Origin of the sequence: Kitasatospora sp. NPDC056181 (assembly GCF_042266225.1) — a bacterium.
GTDB lineage: Bacteria > Actinomycetota > Actinomycetes > Streptomycetales > Streptomycetaceae > Kitasatospora.
This window is the reverse complement of record NZ_JBHJUK010000023.1, coordinates 4,329-24,549: the sequence shown is the minus strand read 5'-3', so window position 1 is coordinate 24,549 and position 20,221 is coordinate 4,329. Positions and strand designations below refer to the sequence as shown.

The 20,221-nt window shown below is 71.6% G+C and carries 11 protein-coding genes; all 11 read left to right on the top strand.

The features are described from left to right. Position 1 precedes the first annotated feature (1 nt). The 11 genes from ACFC1F_RS12155 to ACFC1F_RS12105 all read left to right on the top strand — a co-directional run bounded on the left by ACFC1F_RS12155 (position 2) and on the right by ACFC1F_RS12105 (position 20,162). Positions 2–9,391 (top strand): SDR family NAD(P)-dependent oxidoreductase, encoded by a 9,390-nt coding sequence (locus ACFC1F_RS12155; protein WP_376157513.1) that lies wholly within the window; start codon positions 2–4, stop codon positions 9,389–9,391. Positions 9,392–9,498: 107 nt separating this feature from the next. Continuing rightward, positions 9,499–10,845, top strand: a complete 1,347-nt coding sequence (locus ACFC1F_RS12150) for a PfaD family polyunsaturated fatty acid/polyketide biosynthesis protein (RefSeq protein ID WP_376157511.1) — start codon at positions 9,499–9,501, stop codon at positions 10,843–10,845. A 476-nt stretch (positions 10,846–11,321) separates the two neighbouring features. After that, positions 11,322–12,428 (top strand): ACP S-malonyltransferase, encoded by a 1,107-nt coding sequence (gene fabD / locus ACFC1F_RS12145; RefSeq protein WP_376157510.1) that lies wholly within the window; start codon positions 11,322–11,324, stop codon positions 12,426–12,428. A gap of 48 nt (positions 12,429–12,476) precedes the next feature. Continuing rightward, positions 12,477–13,736 (top strand): hydroxymethylglutaryl-CoA synthase family protein, encoded by a 1,260-nt coding sequence (locus tag ACFC1F_RS12140; protein ID WP_148641269.1) that lies wholly within the window; start codon positions 12,477–12,479, stop codon positions 13,734–13,736. After that, complete coding sequence (locus ACFC1F_RS12135; protein ID WP_209416540.1) at positions 13,724–14,506, top strand: enoyl-CoA hydratase/isomerase; 783 nt, start codon at positions 13,724–13,726, stop codon at positions 14,504–14,506. Before ACFC1F_RS12140 ends, ACFC1F_RS12135 begins: the two co-directional genes overlap by 13 nt. Before the next feature lie 3 nt (positions 14,507–14,509). Then, positions 14,510–15,253, top strand: a complete 744-nt coding sequence (locus tag ACFC1F_RS12130) for a polyketide synthase (RefSeq protein ID WP_209416539.1) — start codon at positions 14,510–14,512, stop codon at positions 15,251–15,253. A 12-nt stretch (positions 15,254–15,265) separates the two neighbouring features. Then, positions 15,266–15,514 (top strand): acyl carrier protein, encoded by a 249-nt coding sequence (locus tag ACFC1F_RS12125; RefSeq protein ID WP_148641266.1) that lies wholly within the window; start codon positions 15,266–15,268, stop codon positions 15,512–15,514. Continuing rightward, entirely contained in the window at positions 15,495–16,751 is a 1,257-nt protein-coding gene (locus tag ACFC1F_RS12120) for a beta-ketoacyl synthase N-terminal-like domain-containing protein (protein WP_376157507.1), read from the top strand. Before ACFC1F_RS12125 ends, ACFC1F_RS12120 begins: the two co-directional genes overlap by 20 nt. A 67-nt stretch (positions 16,752–16,818) precedes the next feature. Next, complete coding sequence (locus tag ACFC1F_RS12115; protein WP_376157505.1) at positions 16,819–17,784, top strand: acyltransferase domain-containing protein; 966 nt, start codon at positions 16,819–16,821, stop codon at positions 17,782–17,784. A gap of 49 nt (positions 17,785–17,833) precedes the next feature. Continuing rightward, complete coding sequence (locus ACFC1F_RS12110) at positions 17,834–18,742, top strand: SDR family NAD(P)-dependent oxidoreductase (protein ID WP_376157504.1); 909 nt, start codon at positions 17,834–17,836, stop codon at positions 18,740–18,742. 88 nt (positions 18,743–18,830) lie between these two features. Next, positions 18,831–20,162 carry an acyltransferase family protein gene (locus ACFC1F_RS12105; RefSeq protein ID WP_376157502.1) on the top strand — a complete coding sequence of 444 codons (1,332 nt, stop codon included), beginning with the start codon at positions 18,831–18,833 and terminating at the stop codon, positions 20,160–20,162. The last annotated feature ends 59 nt before the right edge of the window (positions 20,163–20,221 follow it).

The window sequence follows — 20,221 nt, the reverse complement described above, 5'->3', positions numbered from 1 at the left end:
CATGCAGCACATCATCCGGCGCGAAGCCATCACCACCGCCCGCAGCGGTACACGGGTTCCCCTGGCCCGCCTCTGCCGGGAGATCGCGGACGGCACGGCGGCCCCGGCCGTCGAGGCCGCCGACGGCACCGCGGACACCCTGGTCGACGACGACCTGCTGAGCCGGCTGCTGCTCAGCCAACTGCAGAGCGTGGGCCTGTTCTCGGACGCCGCCCCCCGCCTGCCGCTCGGCGAGGAGCTGCGGCGCTGGCTGGACGAGTCCGTCCGCCAGCTCCTCGACCGCGGCTACCTGCACGGCGACGCCGCGCAGGCCCGCCCGGTGCACGCGGTCAGCAGCCGCGACGTCTGGGCGGAGTGGGAGGAGCGCAGCGCGCAGTGGTCGCGCAACGCCGACCTGCGCGCGCAGGTCGTGCTCCTCGACGCCATGCTGCGCGCCCTGCCGCGGGTCCTGACCGGCGAGGTGCTCGCCACCGACGTCATGTTCCCCAACTCCTCGATGGAGCTGGTCGAGGGGATCTACAAGAACAACCCCGTCACCGACACCTTCAACGGCATCATGGCCGACGCGGTGGCCGGCATCGTGCGGGAGATCGTGCGCTGCGACCCGTCGGCGCGGATCCGCCTGCTGGAGATCGGCGCGGGCACCGGCGGCGGGAGCGTGAAGGTCTTCGAGCGGCTCGAACCCTTCGCCGCCCACGTCGAGACGTACTGCTACACCGACCTCTCCAAGTCCTTCCTGATGTACGCGGAGAAGGAGTACGGGCCCAGGTACCCGTACCTCGACTACCGGATCTTCAACGTCGAGGCGCCGCTGGCCGGCCAGGACGTCGAGCCAGGCTCCTACGACATCGTGCTCGCCACCAACGTGCTGCACGCCACCAAGGACATCCGCCGGACGCTGCGCAACGCCAAGGGCGCGCTGAAGGAGAACGGCGTCCTGCTCGCCAACGAGCTCTCCTCGCACTCGCTCTTCACCCACCTGACCTTCGGCCTGCTCGAAGGCTGGTGGCTGTACGAGGACACCGAGCTGCGCATCCCGGGCTGCCCGGGCCTGACCCCCGAGTCCTGGGAGGAGGTGCTCGACGAGGAGGGCTTCGGCGCGGTGTCGTTCCCCGCGCAGCGGCTGCACGACCTGGGCCACCAGGTGATCGCGGCCGACAGCGACGGGCTGATCCGCCAGGAGCTCGCGGGCGCCGTCGCCGACGGGGGCGCCGAGCCCGCGCGGGCCGCCGGCGCGCAGGACGCCCCGGCCCGCCCCGTGGCCCCGGCGCACCGCCCCGCGCGGACCGGGCCGCGCACACCGGCGGTCACGGACGAGGTGCTGGAACAGCACGTCAAGGACGTCATCTTCGAGCAGCTGAAGCTCTCCCTGAAGGTCGACCGGACGCAGATCTCCGCGGACGACGCCTTCATGGACTACGGCATCGACTCGATCATCGGCGTGCAGCTCATCCAGGAGATCAACCGGAAGATCGGCATCGACCTGGCCACCACCGACCTCTTCGACCACGGCTCGGTGAACCGGCTGGCCCGCTACATCGCCGGCGCCCACCGCGCGGAGGCCACCGCCTCGCTGCCGGCCGCGCTGCGCGCCCCGGCCGCCGAGCCCGCCCCGCTCCCGGCGGCCCACCCCGCCGCCCCGCAGCCGGCCGTCGCGCCGCAGGCCCAGCAGGCCCGGGTTCCCGCGCGGGCACCGCACGAGCCCGCGGGCACGCTGCACAAGGAGCCGATCGCCATCGTCGGCATGAGCGGCCGGTTCGGCGGCTCGCCCGGCGTCGAGCAGCTCTGGGAGCACCTGGCGCAGGGCCACGACCTGATCGAGAAGATCTCGCGCTGGGACATGTCGGGCTACCGCCCCGAGGGCGCGCCGCGCTGCGAACACGGCAGCTTCATCGACGACATCGACCGCTTCGACCCGACGTTCTTCAACATCTCCGGCGTCGAGGCGACCTACATGGACCCCCAACAGCGGGTGTTCCTGGAGGAGTCCTGGAAGGCGCTGGAGGACGCCGGCTACGCGGGCGCCGGCACCCAGGGCCGCAAGGTCGGCGTCTACGTCGGCTGCCAGGAGAGCGGCTACGCACAGCTGTTCGGCGGCGAGGCGCCGCCGCAGTCCATGTGGGGCAACGCGCTCTCGGCGATGCCGGCCCGGATCTCCTACTACCTGGACCTCCAGGGCCCGGCGATCTCCGTCGACACCGCGTGCTCCAGCTCGCTGGTGGCCATCCACCTCGCCTGCCAGGGCCTGTGGGGCGGCGAGACCGAGATGGCCATCGCCGGCGGTGTCGCCATCCAGACCACGCCCAAGTTCTGGGTGATCGCCGGACAGGCCGGCATGCTCTCCGCGAGCGGCCGCTGCCACACCTTCGACGACCGCGCCGACGGCTTCGTCCCCGGCGAGGGCGCGGGCGTCGTCGTCCTCAAGCGGCTCAGCGACGCGCTCGCCGACGGGGACCACATCCACGGCGTCATCAGCGGCTCCGGCATCAACCAGGACGGCGCGTCGAACGGGATCACCGCACCGAGCGCCAAGTCCCAGGAGCGGCTGGAGCGTTCGGTCTACGACGCGTTCGGGATCAACCCCGAGCACATCCAGCTGATGGAGGCCCACGGCACCGGCACCAAGCTCGGCGACCCGATCGAGTACCAGGCGCTCAAGCGGGCCTTCCGCCACTACACCCAGCAGCGGGACTACTGCGCGCTGGGCTCGATCAAGTCCAACCTCGGCCACACCATCACCGCCGCCGGCGTCGCCGGCGTCATCAAGGTGCTGCTCTCGCTGCGCCACCGGCGCATCCCGCCCTCGATCAACTTCGAGCGGGGCAACGCGCACATCGACTTCACCGACAGCCCGTTCTACGTGAACACCGAGGACCGCCCCTGGGAGGCCGGGGGAGACGGCACCCGCCGCGGCGCCGTCAGCTCCTTCGGCGTCAGCGGGACCAACGCCCACCTGGTGATCGAGGAGGCCCCGTACCGGGCCCACCGCACCGGCGGGCCCTCCGCGCACCTCGTCACCCTGTCCGCGGGCACCGCCGAGCAGCTGGAGGAGCAGGCCGAACGGCTCCTCGCGCACTGCGAGCAGCAGCCCGGACTCGACCCGGGCGACATCGGCTTCACCCTGCTCGTCGGCCGCAGGCACCTGCCGCACCGGCTGGCCCTGGTCGTGCGCGACCAGGCCGAGCTGGTCCAGAACCTGCGGCTGTGGACGGCCAAGGGCCAGAGCCCGCGCGTCTGCGCCGGCGAGGTGCCCGCGCAGGGGAGCCAGGAGCGCGCCGCGCTGCGCAACTTCGGCAACGAGTGCATCCGGCAGGCGGCGGCGGGCACCGACCCCGACTCCCTCGCCGAACTGCTCGCCACCGTCGCGGACCTCTACGTCCAGGGCTACGGCCTGGACTACGCCGCGCTGTTCGCCGACGGGCAGTACACCCGCGTCCCGCTGCCGACCTACCCGTTCGCCCGCGAGCGGTACTGGGTGCCGCAGGCGCCGCCGCAGACCGCGGCGCTCCCGGCCGCGGCCGGCCCGCACGCCGCCGCGCACCCGCTGCTCCACACCGACGTCTCGGACTTCCGCTCCCGGCGCTACCGGTCCGAGTTCACCGGCGAGGAGTTCTTCCTCCGCGACCACGTGGTCAAGGGCCACAAGGTCCTGCCCGGCGTCGCCTGCCTGGAGATGGCCCGGGCCGCCGCCGCCCTCACCCTCGGCGGACCGGCCCGGGACGGCCGCGGCCTCGCCCTGCGCAACGTCGTCTGGGCGCGCCCGGTGACCGCCGGCGCGGAGCCCGTCACCCTCACCACCTCGCTGGTGCCCAGGGGCCACGACGAGGCCGACTACGAGATCGCCGGCACGGCCGGCGACACCCCCGGCGCCGCGGTGGTGCACAGCCAGGGGCAGGTGGTCCTCAAGGACCTCGCCCCGGCCGTGCTCGACCTGCCCGGCCTGCGGGCCTCCTGCGGCCGCACCGAGATCGGCGCCGACCGCCTCTACCCGGCGTACGAGGCCATCGGCTTCGGCTACGGGGACGGGCACCGCGGCATCGAACGGCTGCACATCGGCCGCGACCAGGTCCTGGTGCAGCTGAAGCTGCCCGCCTCGGTGCGCGCCACCCGGGACGACTACGTCCTGCACCCCAGCCTCCTCGACTCCACGCTCCAGGCCTCGCTCGGCATGGGGCTGGCGGGCGGCGACGCGGACACCCTCGACGTGTCCGGCATGAAGCCCTCGCTGCCGTTCGCCCTGGACGAGCTGGAGGTCCTCGGCTCCTGCACCGAGGCGATGTGGGCCTGGATCCGCTACAGCGCGGGCGTCGAGCGGGGCGGCAAGGTCTTCAAGCTCGACATCGACCTCTGCGACGAGCAGGGCGGGGTGCGCGCCCGGATCAGGGGCATGTCCTACCGCGTCCTGGACGGCGAGGTCGGCGCCGTCGCCGAGACGCCCGTGACCCGGGCCGCCGGGGTGGAGTCGGTCGCCTTCGTCCCCGCCTGGCGGGAGCCCGCACCGGGCGCCGCGGCGGTCGAGCCGCACCGGCACGCCGTCCTGCTGCCCGACCTGCCCGCCCTCGCCGACGCGCTGGCCGGCCAGGACCCGGCGGTGCGGGTGCTGCCCCTGACCTCCGCCGCCGCGGGGATCGCCGAGCGGTTCACCGAGTACACCGAGCAGACCCTCGCCCACGTCCGGCGCCTGCTGGACGACCCGGCCCAGGAGCGGCTGCTGGTGCAGCTCGTCGTCCCCGACCGGGAGGAGCCGGCGACCGTTCAGGGCCTGCTCGGCCTCCTGAAGTCGGCCCAGGCCGAGGACCCGCGGCTGCTGGCCCAGGCCGTCCTGGTCGACCCGGACGAGCCCGCCGCGCAGCTCGCCGGCCGGGTCGCCGCCGGACGCCGCCACCCCGGCGAGGCCTGCCTGCGCTTCCGCGGCGGCCGCACCGAGGCGCTGACCTGGGCCGAGGACGACAACCGGCCCGAGACCCGGGTGCCCTGGCGGACCGGCGGGGTCTACCTCGTCACCGGCGGCCTCGGCGGGGTCGCGACCCTGTTCGCCCAGGACATGGCCACGGTGCACGGCATCACCGTCGTGCTGGCCGGACGCTCGGCGCTGCGCCCCGCGCAGCAGGCCGTCCTGGACGGCTGGCGCGCGCAGGGGGCGGACGTCCGCTACGAGCGGGTGGACGTCGCCCGGGCGGCCGAGGTGCGGGCGCTGGTCGAGGGGATCGTCCAGGAGCACGGCGCCCTGCACGGCATCGTCCACAGCGCCGGCGTCCTGCGTGACGGCCTCCTGCGGCGCAAGACCGCCGAGGAGTGCCGGGAGGTGCTCGCGCCGAAGGTGGCGGGCCTGGTCAACCTGGACGAGGCCAGCAAGGACCTCCCGCTGGACTTCCTGGTCGTCTGCGCCGGCGCGGCCGGGGTGTTCGGCAACACCGGGCAGGCCGACTACGCCGCCGCCAACGCCTTCCAGGACGCCTACACGCACCACCGGCAGGAGCTGGTGGCCCGCGGGCTGCGCTCCGGCGCCTCCGTCTGCGTCGACTGGCCGCTCTGGGCCGAGGGCGGGATGCGCGTCGACGCCGCCACCGAGACGGTGATGCGCGAGCGGCTGGGCATGGTTCCGATGCCGACCGCCACCGGGCTCGCCGCGCTGTACGCCGCGCTCGGCGCGCCGCGGACCCAGGTCCTGGTGATCGCCGGGGACGCGGAGAGGATCCGGCGGACCGTGCTGCACGGGGCCCCGCAGCCGGAGCCCCGGCCCGCGGCCGCCGTGCCCGCGCCGGCCGGGCCCGCCGCGGGTTCCGCGGGCGCCGGACGGAAGGCCGTCCGCGCCGAGCTGGTCACGTACCTCAGGAACACGCTCGCCGAGGTGATCCAGGTGCCCGCGCACCGGATCGACCCCGGGGCGCCGTTCGAGCGGTTCGGCATCGACTCGGTGCTGGCGCTCGCCGTCACCAACCGGCTGGAGGCCGACTTCGGCTCGCTGTCGAAGACGCTCTTCTTCGAGCACCAGACCATCGACGACCTGAGCGGCTACTTCCTCGGCGCCCACGCGGGCGCGCTGGAGTCGGTGCTGGGCATCCGCGACGAGCGGCCGGAGCCGGCCGCGCCCGCCGCGCCGCCCGCCGTCCCCGCCGCGCCGCCCGCCTCCGCCGCCACGGTCCCGTCCGCCCCCGCCGCCACGGTCGCCACCGCGGCACCCGTACGGCGGGAGCCGGCCGGCGAGGCGCCGCAGCGGCGGTCCGCGCCGCAGGAGGACGCCATCGCGGTGGTCGGCCTCTCCGGCCGCTACCCCGGGGCGAACGACCTCGACGAGCTCTGGGAGGCCATGGTCGCCGGGCGCGACCTCGTCACCGAGGTCCCCGAGGACCGCTGGGACCACGAGCTCTACTACGACCCGGAGCCGAACAAGCCCGGCCGGACCCCCACCAGGTGGGGCGGGTTCATCGACGGCGTCGCCGACTTCGACCCGCTGTTCTTCAACGTCTCGCCGCGCGAGGCGGCGATCACCGACCCGCAGACGCGCCTCTTCCTGGAGTGCGTCTGGAACCTCCTGGAGGGCACCGGCTACACCCGCGAGCGCCTGCGCACCGCGTACGGCAGCCGGGTCGGGGTCTACGTCGGCGCGATGTACCAGCAGTACCAGCTGCTGTCGTCCGACATCGTCCACGAGTCCATCACCTCGGTGATGTCCTACAGCGCCATCGCCAACCGGGTGTCGCACTTCTTCGACCTCCAGGGGCCCAGCCTCGCGGTCGACACGACGTGCTCCTCCTCGCTCGTCGCCATCCACCTGGCCTGCGAGGAACTCCGCCGCGGCGGCTGCGACATGATGATCGCGGGCGGCGTCAACCTGACGCTCCACCCGAAGAAGTTCCTCGGGCTGAGCCTGACCGGCCTCACCGGCAGCGATCCCGGCAGCCGGGCCTTCCTGGACGGCGACGGCTTCCTGCCCGCCGAGGGCGTGGGCGCCGTCCTGCTGAAGCCGCTGTCACGGGCCGTCGGCGACGGGGACGAGATCCTCGCCGTCATCAGGTCCAGCGCCACCAACCACAAGGGCCGGACCAACGGTCCGATGGTGCCCAGCCCCGACCGGCAGGCGGAGCTGATCGAGGAGAACCTGGAGCGGGCCGGCGTCCACCCGCGCACGGTCGGCTACGTGGAGGCGTCCGCGAACGGCTCCCAGCTGGGCGACGCCATCGAGTTCGCGGCGCTGCGCAAGGTGTTCGGGCGGCACACGCAGGACGAGGGCTTCTGCGCCCTGGGCACGGTCAAGTCCACCTTCGGCAACGCCGAGGCGGCCTCCGGCATCGCCCAGCTGAGCAAGGTCGCCCTCCAGCTCAAGCACCGCCGGCTCGTCCCGTTCGTCGGGCAGGGCGGGCTCAACCCCGGCGTCCAGCCGGCCGGGACGGCGTTCTACCTCCCGCGGGAGGCGCAGCCCTGGCACCGGCCGGTGGTGGACGTCGACGGGCAGGAGCGCGAGTACCCGAGGCGCGCGACCATCAGCGCCTTCGGGGCCGGCGGGTCCAACGCCCACCTGGTCGTCGAGGAGTACGTCCCCGAGCAGCCCGTCGCCGACGGGCACGGGCACGAGGACGACGGGGCGCCGCAGGTCGTCGTCCTCTCCGCGCGCAACGAGGGCCGGCTGAAGGCCGTCGCCGAGCGGCTGCTGGAGTTCGTGAACGCGCAGGACGGGCTCTCCCTCGCCGACCTCGCCCACACGCTGCAGAGCGGGCGCGAGGCCATGGACGCGCGGTTGGCGCTGGTGGCGGGGAGCACCCGCGAGCTCGTCGCGGGCCTCGGCCACTACCTCGCCGGCACCGCAGGCCAGGCCCCGGTGCCGCTCTTCACGGGCGACGCGCGGCGTGAGGATTCGGAGCTCGGCGCCCTGCTGAGCGGACGGGTCGGGGACGCGGTGGTCCGCGAGCTGCTCGCGGAGAACCGGCCCGAGAACGTGGCCCTGTTCTGGGCCCGGGGCGGGAACGTGCCGTGGGAGGCCCTCCCGCGCGAGGGCCGGGCGCCGCGGATGCTGCGGACGCTGCCGACCTACCCGTTCGACCGCAAGCGGTACTGGGTGCCCCAGGGCGAGCCGTCCGCGCCCGTTTCCGTTCCCGCGCCCGCGCCCGCGCCGGTGGTTCCGGCCGCGGCCGGGAACGGTCAGGCCGCCCCGGCGCAGACCGGCGCCGCGGAGCGGCTCACCGTCCTGGTCGCCGACCTGCTGGGCGTGCCGACGGACGCATTGGACCTCGACGCGCCGCTCCAGGACCTCGGGTTCAGCTCGATCCTGGCGATGCAGCTGGTGAAGGGCATCCAGACGGAGGTCGACCCCGCGGCCGACCTCCAGGCCCTGGCCGACTGCCGGTCGACCCGGGACCTGGTGCGCCGCTTCGGCTCCGCCGTCCCGTCCGCCGCCGCGGCCGGCGGGGCCGCGCAGCCCCAGGCGCGCTTCCCCGAGGTGATCCGCCTCAACGCCGTCACCGAGGGCCGGCCGGTCTTCTGGTTCCACGGCGGGCTCGGCGGGCTGGAGGTCTACGGCGCGGTCGCCGACGCCTTCGGGCGGCCCTTCCACGGCATCCAGGCACGCGGCTGGATGTCCGACGCGGACCCGCTGAACGGCATCGCGGCCATGGCCGCGCACTACGCGCACATCATCCGCACCGTCCAGCCCGAGGGCCCGTACGACCTCGGCGGCTACTCGCTCGGCGGCCTGCTGGCGTACGAGGTGACCCGTCAACTGCAGGAGCAGGGCGAGACGGTGGAGACCATCGTGATGGTCGACGCGATGTACGGTGATAAGGTGAAGGAAATGACCATGTCACGTAAGGACATGGTGCTCCAGCAGGTCAACGCCCTGCTGTTCGCGGCCGTCAGGCCGGCTCCGGAGAACTTCGCGGACGCGTTCATCGCGGCCGCCGAGGTCGACTGGAGCCAGGGCGACGACGAGCTGCTCGACCGGCTGATCGCCGTCGCGCAGCAGCGCGGCCTGGGCGGCTCCGCGGAGGCGCTGCGCGCCCTCGTGGAGCAGAACGTCCGGGTCCAGGAGGCCTACGGGGTCCTGGAGTACGACGTCCGTCCGCTCGCCCGGCCGGAGTCCGTCACCTGCTTCTACTTCCGCAACAAGAGCGGCCTCTTCTACGGGGAGCTCGAACCCGTCTTCTCCACCCAGGAGGACGGCACGGCGCTGGACCAGGTGAACTACTGGGAGGAGTGGCAGCAGCAGCTGCCCAACTTCCACCGGACCGACGTGGACTCCTCGAACCACTTCGTGATCCTCAGCGACCCGAAGTCGCTCTCCGCCATCCGCTCCTTCTGCGAGCTGTTCTACTCCGGCAGCCGGGAGGAGAAGCGGATCGCGGCGGCCAAGACCTGGGTGGGCCGTCGCCGGCGGAGCCCGCGCAGCAAGAAGTGACCGGGGCGGCGCGCCCGTAGGGACACCAGGAACAGTGGGCCGGCGGCCGCCTCCCGGAAGGGGGCGGCCGGCCCCGGCCCGTCGAGCAGGGGGCTGCATTGGACAGGGTGGCACGGAGGCTCGGCAGCGAGTCCTTCCGCAGGGACTTCGGCGTCGACTACGCGTACCTGTCGGGGTCGATGTACCGGGGCATCGCCTCGAAGGAGCTGGTGGTCGCCATGGGGCGCGGCGGCTTCCTGGGCTTCCTCGGGGCGGCGGGGCTCAGCCCGGACCGGGTGCGGGGCGACATCGCCCACATCCGGCGGAACCTGGCGCCGCACCAGCCGTTCGGCGTGAACCTGCTCTGCGACCTCCAGGACCCGGCACGCGAGACGGCCGCCGTCGAGCGGCTGCTCGCCGAGGGCGTGCGCATCGTCGAGGCCTCGGCCTTCGTCAAGGTCACGCCGGCCCTGGTGCTGTTCCACCTGAGCGGGCTGCGCCGGGGCCCCGACGGCGCTGTCGTGCGGGGTCACCGGATCGTGGCGAAGGTCTCCCGCCCCGAGGTGGCGCGGGAGTTCATGCGGCCCGCGCCGCAGGCCCTCGTCGCGCAGCTGTTGGCGCAGGGCCGGGTCACCCCCGAGCAGGCCGAGCTGGCGAGGGGGGTCCCGGTGGCCCAGGACCTCTGCATCGAGGCGGACTCGGGGGGTCACACCGACCGCGGCGTGCCCACCGTGCTGCTGCCGTCGATGCAGGGCCTGCGCCGCGATCTGACCCGGGAGTTCGGGTACACCGAGGCGATCCGGCTGGGGTCGGCGGGCGGGATCGGCACCCCGCAGGCCGTCGCCGCGGCCTTCACCATGGGTGCGGACTTCGTGATGACGGGTTCGGTCAACCAGTGCACGGTGGAGGCCGGAATCACCGACGCGGTGAAGGACCGGTTGCAGGAAATCGACGTCCAGGACACCGACTACTGCCCGGCCGGTGACATGTTCGAGATCGGCGCGCTGGTCCAGGTGTTGCGGAAGGGCGTGCTCTTTCCCGCCCGGGCCAACAAACTGTTCGCGCTCTACAAGTCCTACGACTCCTGGGACGAGATTCCGGAGGGCACCCGGCGGCAGATCCAGGAGACCTACTTCAAGCGGAGCGTGGAGGAGGTCTGGCGGGAGACCAGGGAGCACCTGGAACGGACGGGCCGGGTGGCCGAGATCGGGCGTGCCGAGCGCAGCCCGAAACGCAGGATGGCGCTGATCTTCCGCTGGTACTACGGGTACACCAGCCGGCTCTCGTTCACGGATCCCGAGCGCGATCCGGCGAACGTGCAGGTCCACACCGGTCCGGCGCTCGGCTCGTACAACCAGTGGGTGAAGGGGACCCCGCAGGAGAACTGGCGCAACCGGCACGTGGACCGGATCGCGGCCGGGCTCATGCGGGAGGCCGCCGGGATTCTGACGGAGCGGCTGCACGCCCTGGCTTGAAACCGGCGTGGTGCGGGCGGCGGTGCCGCCCTGACGGTCGATGGGAATTGTCACACTGGTCACCCAGTGCAGCCAGGCACTATGATCTGATTAACCGTCACCGTCGGTAACCAAGGGGGGGCGCAAAAGGCTGATGTCACGTCAACTGCGGGTCGGTCCCACACGACCCGGCAGGGCGCGACGAGGTGCCGGCGGGCGAGGAGTGCGGAGAGCCGCGGGTATTTCCGGGGCGGGCCGGTAAGGGGGCGGGCGGTCGCCCCCCGGGCCTCATCCGGTCCGTCGTGGCGTGCGCGGACGGGCAGTACGCGCACCGGACGGGCAGTACGCGCAGCCGAGAGATGCGAACGGTCGGGCGACACGAGCGGCAGAGCAGCCGAGAGGTCGTGCGGCACGAGGGGCCGGGCAACCGTGCGGCAGAGCAGCCGGGCGGTCGGGCGGCCATCGCCAACACACCGAAAGACGAGAAAGGGTTCTCCATGCGGACGTACGTCTTCCCCGGTCAGGGATCGCAGCGGAAGGGAATGGGCGGCTCGCTCTTCGACGAGTTCGAGGACCTCACCCGGGCCGCCGACTCGATCCTGGGCTACTCGGTCAAGACCCTCTGCCTGGAGGACCCCCAGGGCCTGCTCAACCAGACCGAGTACACCCAGCCCGCGTTGTACGTGGTCAACGCCCTGTCCTACTACCGCAAGCTCCGCGAGAGCGGCCAGGTGCCGGACTTCGTCGCCGGCCACAGCCTCGGCGAGTTCAACGCGCTGCTGGCCGCCGAGTGCTTCGACTTCGAGACCGGCCTGCGGCTGGTGAAGAAGCGCGGCGAGCTGATGGCCCAGGCCTCCGGCGGCGGCATGGCGGCCGTGCTGAACGCCTCGGAGAAGGAGATCAGAACCGTCCTGGAGCAGAACGGCCTCACCTCCGTCGACCTGGCGAACTACAACACGCCGTCCCAGATCGTGATTTCGGGCCTGGTCGAGGACATCAAGGCCGCGCAGCCGCACTTCCAGACGGGCAACCACCTCTTCGTCGCACTGAACACCAGCGGCGCCTTCCACTCCCGCTACATGGAGCCGGCCCGCGCCGAGTTCGAGGATTTCCTCGCCGGGATCCCCTTCTCCGAACTGCGGATTCCGGTCGTCTCGAACGTCACCGGAAGGCCCTACGAGAACGACCTCGTCAAGGAGAACCTGGCGAAGCAGATCGTCAGCTCGGTGCGGTGGACCGACACCGTGGAACACCTCCTCGGCTACGAGGGAATGGAGTTCGAGGAGATCGGCCACGGCGACGTCCTCACCAAGCTGGTGAAGAAGATCCGCCGCGAGATCCCGAACCCCGTCCGGCACTCGGCGCCCGCCGCCGCCAGGCCGCGCCCGGCGGTCGCCGCGAAGCCCCGCCAGTCGGCGGCGGAACTGGTCCGCCGGTGGAACGACGCGTACCCGGTCGGGACCCTCGTCAAGTCCACCACCGGCGACTACGGGAACCTGCAGACCGCCACCGAGGCGACCGTCCTCTTCGGTCACCGTCCGGCCGTCTACATGAACGGCTACCGGGGCTACTTCGACCTGACCGAGATCGAGCCCATCAACTAGCGCAGCGAACCGGCCCGAGCCGACCAGTAAGTCCCAGGGAGAGAAAAGATGACGACCGTCGGAATCGAAGCGATGAACGTCTTCGCCGGCACCTGCCAGGTCAACGTGGAGAAGCTGGCGATCCACCGCGGGCTCGACACCGCGAGGTTCGACAACCTCCTCATGAAGGAGAAGACCGTCGCGCTGCCGTACGAGGACCCGGTGACCTTCGGGGTCAACGCGGCCAAGCCCATCATCGATGCGATGTCCCCCGAGGAGCGGGACCGCATCGAGCTCGTCATCACCGCGACCGAGTCGGCGTTCGACTTCGGCAAGTCCATGAGCACGTACTTCCACAGCCTGCTCGGGCTCAACCGCAACTGTCGCCTCTTCGAGATCAAGAACGCCTGCTACTCCGGCGTGGCGGCCCTGCAGATGGCGGCCAACTTCATCCTCGCGCAGACCTCCCCGGGCGCGAAGGCCCTGGTCATCGCGACCGACATCACGCGGTTCATGGTGGCGGAGGGCGGCGACGCGCTCTCCGAGGACTGGTCCTTCGCCGAGCCGAGCGGCGGCGCCGGCGCCGTGGCGATGCTCATCAGCGACACCCCGAACGTCTTCCAGATCGACGTCGGCGCCAGCGGCTACTACGGCCACGAGGTCATGGACACCTGCCGCCCGCTGGCCGACAGCGAGGCCGGCAACGCGGAGCTGTCGCTGCTCTCCTACCTCGACTGCTGCGAGAACGCCTTCCTGGAGTACCAGCGGCGCGTCGGCGACGTCGACTTCGTGAACAGCTTCGGCTACCTGGCCTTCCACACGCCCTTCGGCGGGATGATCAAGGGCGCGCACCGCAACCTGATGCGCAAGTTCGTCAAGGCGCGCCCGGCGGCGATCGAGGAGGACTTCCAGCGCCGGATGCACCCGGGCCTGACGTACTGCCAGCGCGTCGGCAACGTCATGGGCGCGACCACGATGCTCTCGCTCGCCAGCACCATCGACAACGCGGACCTCTCCAGCCCGCAGCGCGTCGGCGTCTTCTCCTACGGCTCCGGCTGCTGCTCGGAGTTCTTCAGCGGCGTCGTCCGCCAGGAGAGCCAGGACCACGTGCGCCGCTTCGAGATCGAGAAGCACCTCGACAAGCGCTACGAACTGAGCATGCCGGAGTACGACATGCTGCTGCGCACCAACCACGCGGTGAAGTTCGGGACCCGCAACGCCGTCCTCGACACCGGCATCGTGCCCGAGGCGCGCAAGACGCTCGGCAAGGAACTCCTCTTCCTCAAGCGGATCAACGAGTTCCACCGGGAGTACGAGTGGCTGTCCTGAACACCGCGGAGTTCGAGACCGTCAAGGTCAGGTTCCAGGACGAGATCTGCTTCCTCCAGCTCCACCGGCCCGACGCGGACAACGCGATCAACCGCCGGCTGGTCGAGGAGTGCACCGCCGTGGTGCGCCACTGCGAGGAGCACGCCAAGGTCCTCGTCCTGGAAGGCCTGCCCGAGGTGTTCTGCTGGGGCGCCGACTTCCGGGAGCTCGGCTCCCAGGAGAGCGGCGGCCACGAGAAGTCGCACGCCGAGGCCCTGTACGACCTCTGGCTCTCGCTGGCCCTCGGCCCGTTCGTCTCCATCGCGCACGTCCGCGGCAAGGTCAACGCCGGCGGCCTGGGCTTCGTGGCCGCCTGCGACATCGTCGTGTGCGAGGACAGGTCGGTGTTCAGCCTCTCGGAGCTGCTCTTCGGGCTGATGCCGGCCTGCGTCCTGCCCTTCCTGATCAGGAAGGTCGGCCCGGCCCGGGCCAACTACATCACGCTGACCACCCAGCCGTTCACCGCGCGGCAGGCGGTGGACTGGCAGCTGGTGGACGCCGCCGAGGAGAACAGCGGCAACCTGCTGCGCAAGCACATCCTGCGGCTGCGGTACCTGCCCAAGACCGGTGTCGCCCGCTACAAGAAGTACCTGCGCAACCTCGACGACATCCTGATCCCCTCCCGGGAGAAGGCCGTCGAGGCCAACCGTGAGGTGTTCTCCGACCGGGAGAACCTGCAGAAGATCGCGCGCTACGTGAACACAGGGAAGTTTCCCTGGGAAGGGGAGTAGGGCATGCCGGGCGCAGCCGTCGACTACACCCAGCTGGGACCCTCCGTGGTCCAGATCACCATGCAGGACAAGGAGCACAAGAACACCTTCTCCGACCAGCTCATCATCGGTCTGAGCGAGGCCTTCGAGAGGGTCAAGGCCGACGAGCGCTGCAAGGCGGTCATCCTCACGGGCTACGGCACCTACTTCGCCAGCGGCGGCCGGAAGGAGAGCCTGCTCCAGATCCAGGACCGGCAGATCAGCTTCACCGACTCCGACATCTACGGCCTGGCGCTGGACTGCCCCGTCCCCGTCATCTCCGCGATGCAGGGCCACGGCATCGGCGGCGGCTTCGCGATGGGGCTCTTCTCCGACTTCGTGATCCTCAGTCAGGAGAGCATCTACACCACCAACTTCATGCGCTACGGTTTCACGCCGGGCATGGGGGCGACGCTGATCCTGCCGAAGAAGCTCGGCTTCAGCCTCGGCGAGGAGATGCTGCTCTCCGCGAAGACGTACTACGGCCGCGACCTGAAGGAGCGGGGAATCCCCTTCCCCGTCCTCCCGCGCGCCGAAGTACTGCCCTACGCCGTCGAGTTGGCCGAGACGCTGGCCGAGAAGCCGCGGCTCTCGCTGATCACGCTCAAGGACCACCTGGTGGCCGAGCTGCGCGCGGAGCTCCCGCGCTACATCGAGCGCGAGGTGGCCATGCACGACAAGACCTTCCACCAGCCCGAGGTCCGCGACCTCATCACCTCCCAGTACTAGGAGAGCGACACCATGCCGTCGAACCAGGACGTCTTCAAGCTCATCGTCGAGCACACCCGCGAGGTGCTCCCGGAGCTGGAGGAGCACGCCTTCGACCCCGCCGACTCGCTGAAGGAGCTCGGCGCCAACTCCATCGACCGGGCCGAGATCCTCATGATGACGCTGGAGTCGTTGGAGGTCAGCATCCCGCTGTCCGAGCTGGCGAACGCGAAGAACATCGGCGAACTGGCGGAGCTCATCCATGGCAAGTCGAACTCCTGACACCCGCGTCGTCGTCACGGGCCTCGGCGTCACCAGCGCGGTGGGCCAGGGCAAGGGCGACTTCACCGCCGCGCTCTTCGGCGGCCGCCACGCCTTCGGCACGTTGAAGCGTCCCGGCCGGCAGGTGCCGCCTGCCCCGGCCGGGGCGCCGGACGGCGCCGAGGCGTCCTTCCTGGGCGCCGAGATCGCCGAGCTGACCATGCCCGCGGCCATCCCGCCGCGGGTCCTGCGGACGGCCTCGCTGTCCTCGCGGGCGGCCCTGGCCACCCTGGACGAGGCGTGGCGCGAGGCCGGGCTGGACGACGCCGACCCGCGCCGCATCGGCCTGGTCATCGGCGGCTCCAACGTCCAGCAGCGGGAGCTGACGCAGCTCCACGCCCGGCACGCGGACCGCCCCGAGTTCCTGCGCCCCACGTACGGCATGGCCTTCATGGACACCGACCTGTGCGGGTTCTGCACCGAGGCGTTCCCGATCCGGGGCTTCGCCCAGACGCTCGGCGGCGCCTCGGCCAGCGGCCTGCTCGCCGTGCTCCAGGCGGTCCGGGCGGTGCAGTCCGGCCAGGTCGACGTCTGCATCGCGATGGGCGCGCTGATGGACCTCTCGTACTGGGAGTGCCTGGCGTTCCGGGCGATGGGCGCCATGGGCTCGACCCGCTGGGCCGACGACCCGGCCGCCGCCTGCCGCCCGTTCGACCGGGGGCGGGACGGCTTCGTCTTCGGCGAGGCCTGCGCCGCGGTCGTGGTCGAGCGGGAGGGAGCCCGCCGGCACCCCGCGCCGTACGCGCGGTTCGGCGGCGGCGCGACCGCGATGGACGGCAACCGCAACCCCAACCCGTCGTTCGACGGCGAGGTCGGTGTCGTCCGGGCGGCGCTGGCGGAGGCGGGCATCCCGGCCTCCGCGGTCGACTACGTCAACCCGCACGGCACCGGGTCGCCCACCGGCGACGACACCGAGCTGCGGGCGCTGCGCGAGGTCGGCCTCACCCGTGCGCGGATCAACGCGACGAAGTCGATCACCGGCCACGGGCTGACCGCCGCCGGCGCCGTCGAGGTCGTGGCCACGCTGCTGCAGATGCGCGAGCAGAAGCTGCACCCCACCCGCAACCTGGCCGACCCGGTGGACCCGTCGTTCGCCTGGGTGCGCGAGGAGGCGGAACCCTGGTCGTTCGAGACGGCCGTCAGCCTCAGCATGGGGTTCGGCGGGATCAGCTCGGCGATCTGCCTGCAGAAATGCTGACCGCCGCGGCGTCCCCGAACGCCGCCGCGGGCCCGCCCACGACCGACACCCCTGGGAAGCACCGGCGATGACCAAACCCATAGTGTTCATGTACTCGGGCCAGGGCTCCCAGTACTTCCACATGACGCGCGAGCTGTACGAGCAGCACCCGCGCTACCGGCTCTGGCTGGACCACTGCGACGACATCGCCTCGCCCATCCTCGGCAAGTCGCTGCTGGACACGGTCTTCGACCCCGCCCGGCAGAAGAGCGATCCCTTCGACTCGCTCGCGGACTCCAACGCCGCGCTGCTCTGCGTCGAGTACAGCCTGACCCGCGTCGTCCAGGAGCTGGGCTACCGGCCGGACTTCCTGCTCGGCTACAGCCTGGGGGAGATCACCGCGGCCGTGGTCGCCGAGGTCTTCCCGCTGGAGCTCGGCATTTCCTTCGCGGTGGACTTCGCGCGGCTGCTCGCCGACCGGACGCCGCGCGCGGGCATGCTGGCGATCGTCGGCCCGCCCGAACTCCTGCACACCCACGCGTCCCTGTTCGCCGGCACCTGGGTGACGGGCCGCAACTTCGACGGCAACTTCGTCGTCAGCGGGCACGCCGCGCGGATCGACGACCTCCAGGCCGCCCTCAGGGGAGAGGGCGTCCTCTGCGAGCGACTGCCCGTCAACTGGGGCGTGCACACGGAGCTCATCGACCCCGTCGAGCCCGAGGTCCGCAGCCTCCTCGGCGGCCTGGGCTTCGCGCCGCCGCAGATCCCGATCGTCTCCTCGACGACGGCGGGCCCGGTCGACTCCGTGACGGCGGACGGGATCTGGGCGGCCATGAGGAACCCGGTGGAGTTCTCGCGGACCATCGGGACGATGACCGCCGAGACCGATGCGACCTTCATCGACCTCGGGCCCAGCGCCACGCTCGCGACCTTCGTGAAGTACCTCCTTCCGCCGGGCAGCGGCTCTGTGCAGACCAGCACCATCAACCGTTTCGGAAACAACCTGAAATCGATGAGCGATTTTCAGGAGCAGACGGCTTCGGTACGAGGCTGACGGCCTCGGACCCGGGCCGACCATCGGAGTCCTGGAGGGAAAACCGGTCATGGCAGCGCAGAGCAGCGCAATCAGAATCTACAAGGACGCGACCGCGATCATCACGGGCGGCGCGTCGGGCATCGGCCGCGCACTGGCGCAGGACCTCGCGTCCCGCGGCTGCGAGGTGGTCCTCGCCGACCTCCAGCTGGAGCAGGCCGAGGAGGTGGCGGCCGCGATCCGGGCCACCGGCGGCAAGGCCGTCGCCGCGCGGCTGGACGTCACCGACCACGCCGAGTTCGCCCAGCTGGTCAAGGACACGGTCGCGCGGACCGGCCGCCTGGACTACCTGTTCAACAACGCCGGCATCAGCCACGGCATGGGCGCGGGCGCCCGGCACTACCGCATCGAGGACTGGCGGCGGGTCATCGACGTCAACCTCGGCGGCACCGTCAACGGCGTCCAGGCCGCCTACAACGTGATGATCGACCAGGGCTTCGGCCACATCGTGAACACCGCCTCCATGGCGGGCCTGGTCCCGAGCCCCGGTACCACCTCCTACGTCACCACCAAGCACGCCGTCGTCGGCCTCTCGCACAACCTGCGGGCCGAGGCCGCGCAGCTGGGCGTGCGGGTCAGCGTGCTCTGCCCGGGCGTCATCCGGACCCCGTTCATCGAGGGCGGCGCGTACGGCCGCCAGGTCGAGGGCGTGAGCGGCGAGCAGACCAAGGCGATGTGGGAGGAGAAGAAGCCGATCTCCCCGGAGGAGTTCGCCAAGAAGGCGCTCGACGCCGTCGCCAAGAACCAGGGCGTCATCGTCGTCCCCGGATTCTGGAAGCTGTTCTGGTGGCTCTTCCGCATCTCGCCCTCGTTCTGCCTGAACATCGCGACGAAGAACTTCCAGGACCTCGGGCGGAGCGCCGGCTCCGGCAGCCCGCGCCGGAACGAGAGCGCCGCCGCGGCCGCGCAGGAGAAGTGACCCCGGGACCGAACCCGGCACGCACCACCCGTCCACCGTCCGACGCGACCGATCCTCCGACGCGACCGATTCCCCCGGCGAGGAAATCATGAAACAAAAGACTGGTAGCCCGTCAGTCGACCTTGGCCAGAAGATACCCGCGCAGGCCGCGGCCCCCGCCAAGGCACCCTCCGAGCGGTACCACGGCCTGGACGCGCTCCGCGGGTTCGCGCTGCTGCTCGGCGTGGTGCTGCACGGGACGCTCTCCTTCATCCCCGGTTTCCACTACACCGGCTGGCCGATCGTCGACAACTCCCCGAGCTCCCCGCTCGCCCTGGCCTACTTCGTCATCCACCTGTTCCGGATGCCGGTCTTCTTCCTGCTGGCGGGCTTCTTCGGCCGCATGCAGTACCGGCGGCTGAAGGCGCGCGGCTTCTTCAAGGAGCGCAGCAAGCGCATCCTGCTGCCGCTGCTCTTCGGCATCCTGCTGGTGCTGCCGGCGAACGTGGTCCTGGTCGCCGTGGTGCTCGGCATCAAGGGCCCGGTGGACAGCCTGGTCCCGACGCGGGCGATCGTGCCCATCCCGCTGGCCCACCTCTGGTTCCTCTGGGTGCTGTACTGGCTGTACGTGGCGGTCCTCGTCGGGCACAAGGTGCTCGGCCTGTTCCGCAAGGGCGGGGAGTCCCCGTCGGCCTCCGCGTCCGGGGGCAACGTCCTGGAGCGGTTCCTCGGCCGGGTCTGCGCCCTGGGGGCCGAGCCGGCCGTGCTCGCGCTGCCCGTCGCGCTCTGCCTGTACTTCTTCGACCAGTGGCACCTGTGGGAGGGCCTCCCCACCCCCAACACGGACCTGGTGCCCCAGCTGCCGACCGCGGTCGGCTACGCCGTCGCCTTCTCCTTCGGCTGGTACCTGCAGAAGAACCCCGCCATCCTCCAGGGCTGGCGCACGCGCTGGATCGGCTACGTCGCCGCCGCGGCCGCCGTGACCGCCGCGACGGCCGCCCTCGGCGGGTTCGACCCGCAGTCCTCGGTGGTCACCGTCGACGGCCACGTCGAACTGGAGGCGCTCACCGGCTCGACCAAGATGCTCTGCGCGCTGGGCTACGGTCTGGCGGGCTGGCTCTGGACGCTCGGCCTCGTCGGCGCCGCGCTGCACTTCTTCTCGGGCTTCAGCCCGGTCCGGCGCTACATCGCGGACGCGTCGTACTGGATCTACATCATCCACATGCCCCTGGTGATGGCCCTCCAGGTCCTGATGCGGGACTGGCCCCTGAACTGGGCCCTCAAGTACCCGCTCATCCTGGCCATCGCGCTGCCGATCCTCTTCCTGAGCTACCACTACCTGGTCCGCTCGACCTGGATCGGCAAGATGCTCAACGGGCGCCGCTACCCGCGGACCCTGCCCGCCGACCCGGCGGCGCGGCCGGCGGCCGGCGCGAGCTGACCCCGTCGTTCCCTCCGGCCGGTCACCCCGGCCGGTCCTCCGGGCCGCTGCCGACGGGC

Bases quoted from the DNA above. Each gene is read 5' to 3' on its own strand.
- ACFC1F_RS12155 (WP_376157513.1), top strand. From the start codon at position 2: ATGCAGCACATCATCCGGCGCGAAGCCATCACCACCGCCCGCAGCGGT.
- fabD (WP_376157510.1), top strand. From the start codon at position 11,322: ATGCGGACGTACGTCTTCCCCGGTCAGGGATCGCAGCGGAAGGGAATG.
- ACFC1F_RS12140 (WP_148641269.1), top strand. From the start codon at position 12,477: ATGACGACCGTCGGAATCGAAGCGATGAACGTCTTCGCCGGCACCTGC.
- ACFC1F_RS12130 (WP_209416539.1), top strand. From the start codon at position 14,510: ATGCCGGGCGCAGCCGTCGACTACACCCAGCTGGGACCCTCCGTGGTC.
- ACFC1F_RS12125 (WP_148641266.1), top strand. From the start codon at position 15,266: ATGCCGTCGAACCAGGACGTCTTCAAGCTCATCGTCGAGCACACCCGC.
- ACFC1F_RS12120 (WP_376157507.1), top strand. From the start codon at position 15,495: ATGGCAAGTCGAACTCCTGACACCCGCGTCGTCGTCACGGGCCTCGGC.
- ACFC1F_RS12115 (WP_376157505.1), top strand. From the start codon at position 16,819: ATGACCAAACCCATAGTGTTCATGTACTCGGGCCAGGGCTCCCAGTAC.
- ACFC1F_RS12110 (WP_376157504.1), top strand. From the start codon at position 17,834: ATGGCAGCGCAGAGCAGCGCAATCAGAATCTACAAGGACGCGACCGCG.
- ACFC1F_RS12105 (WP_376157502.1), top strand. From the start codon at position 18,831: ATGAAACAAAAGACTGGTAGCCCGTCAGTCGACCTTGGCCAGAAGATA.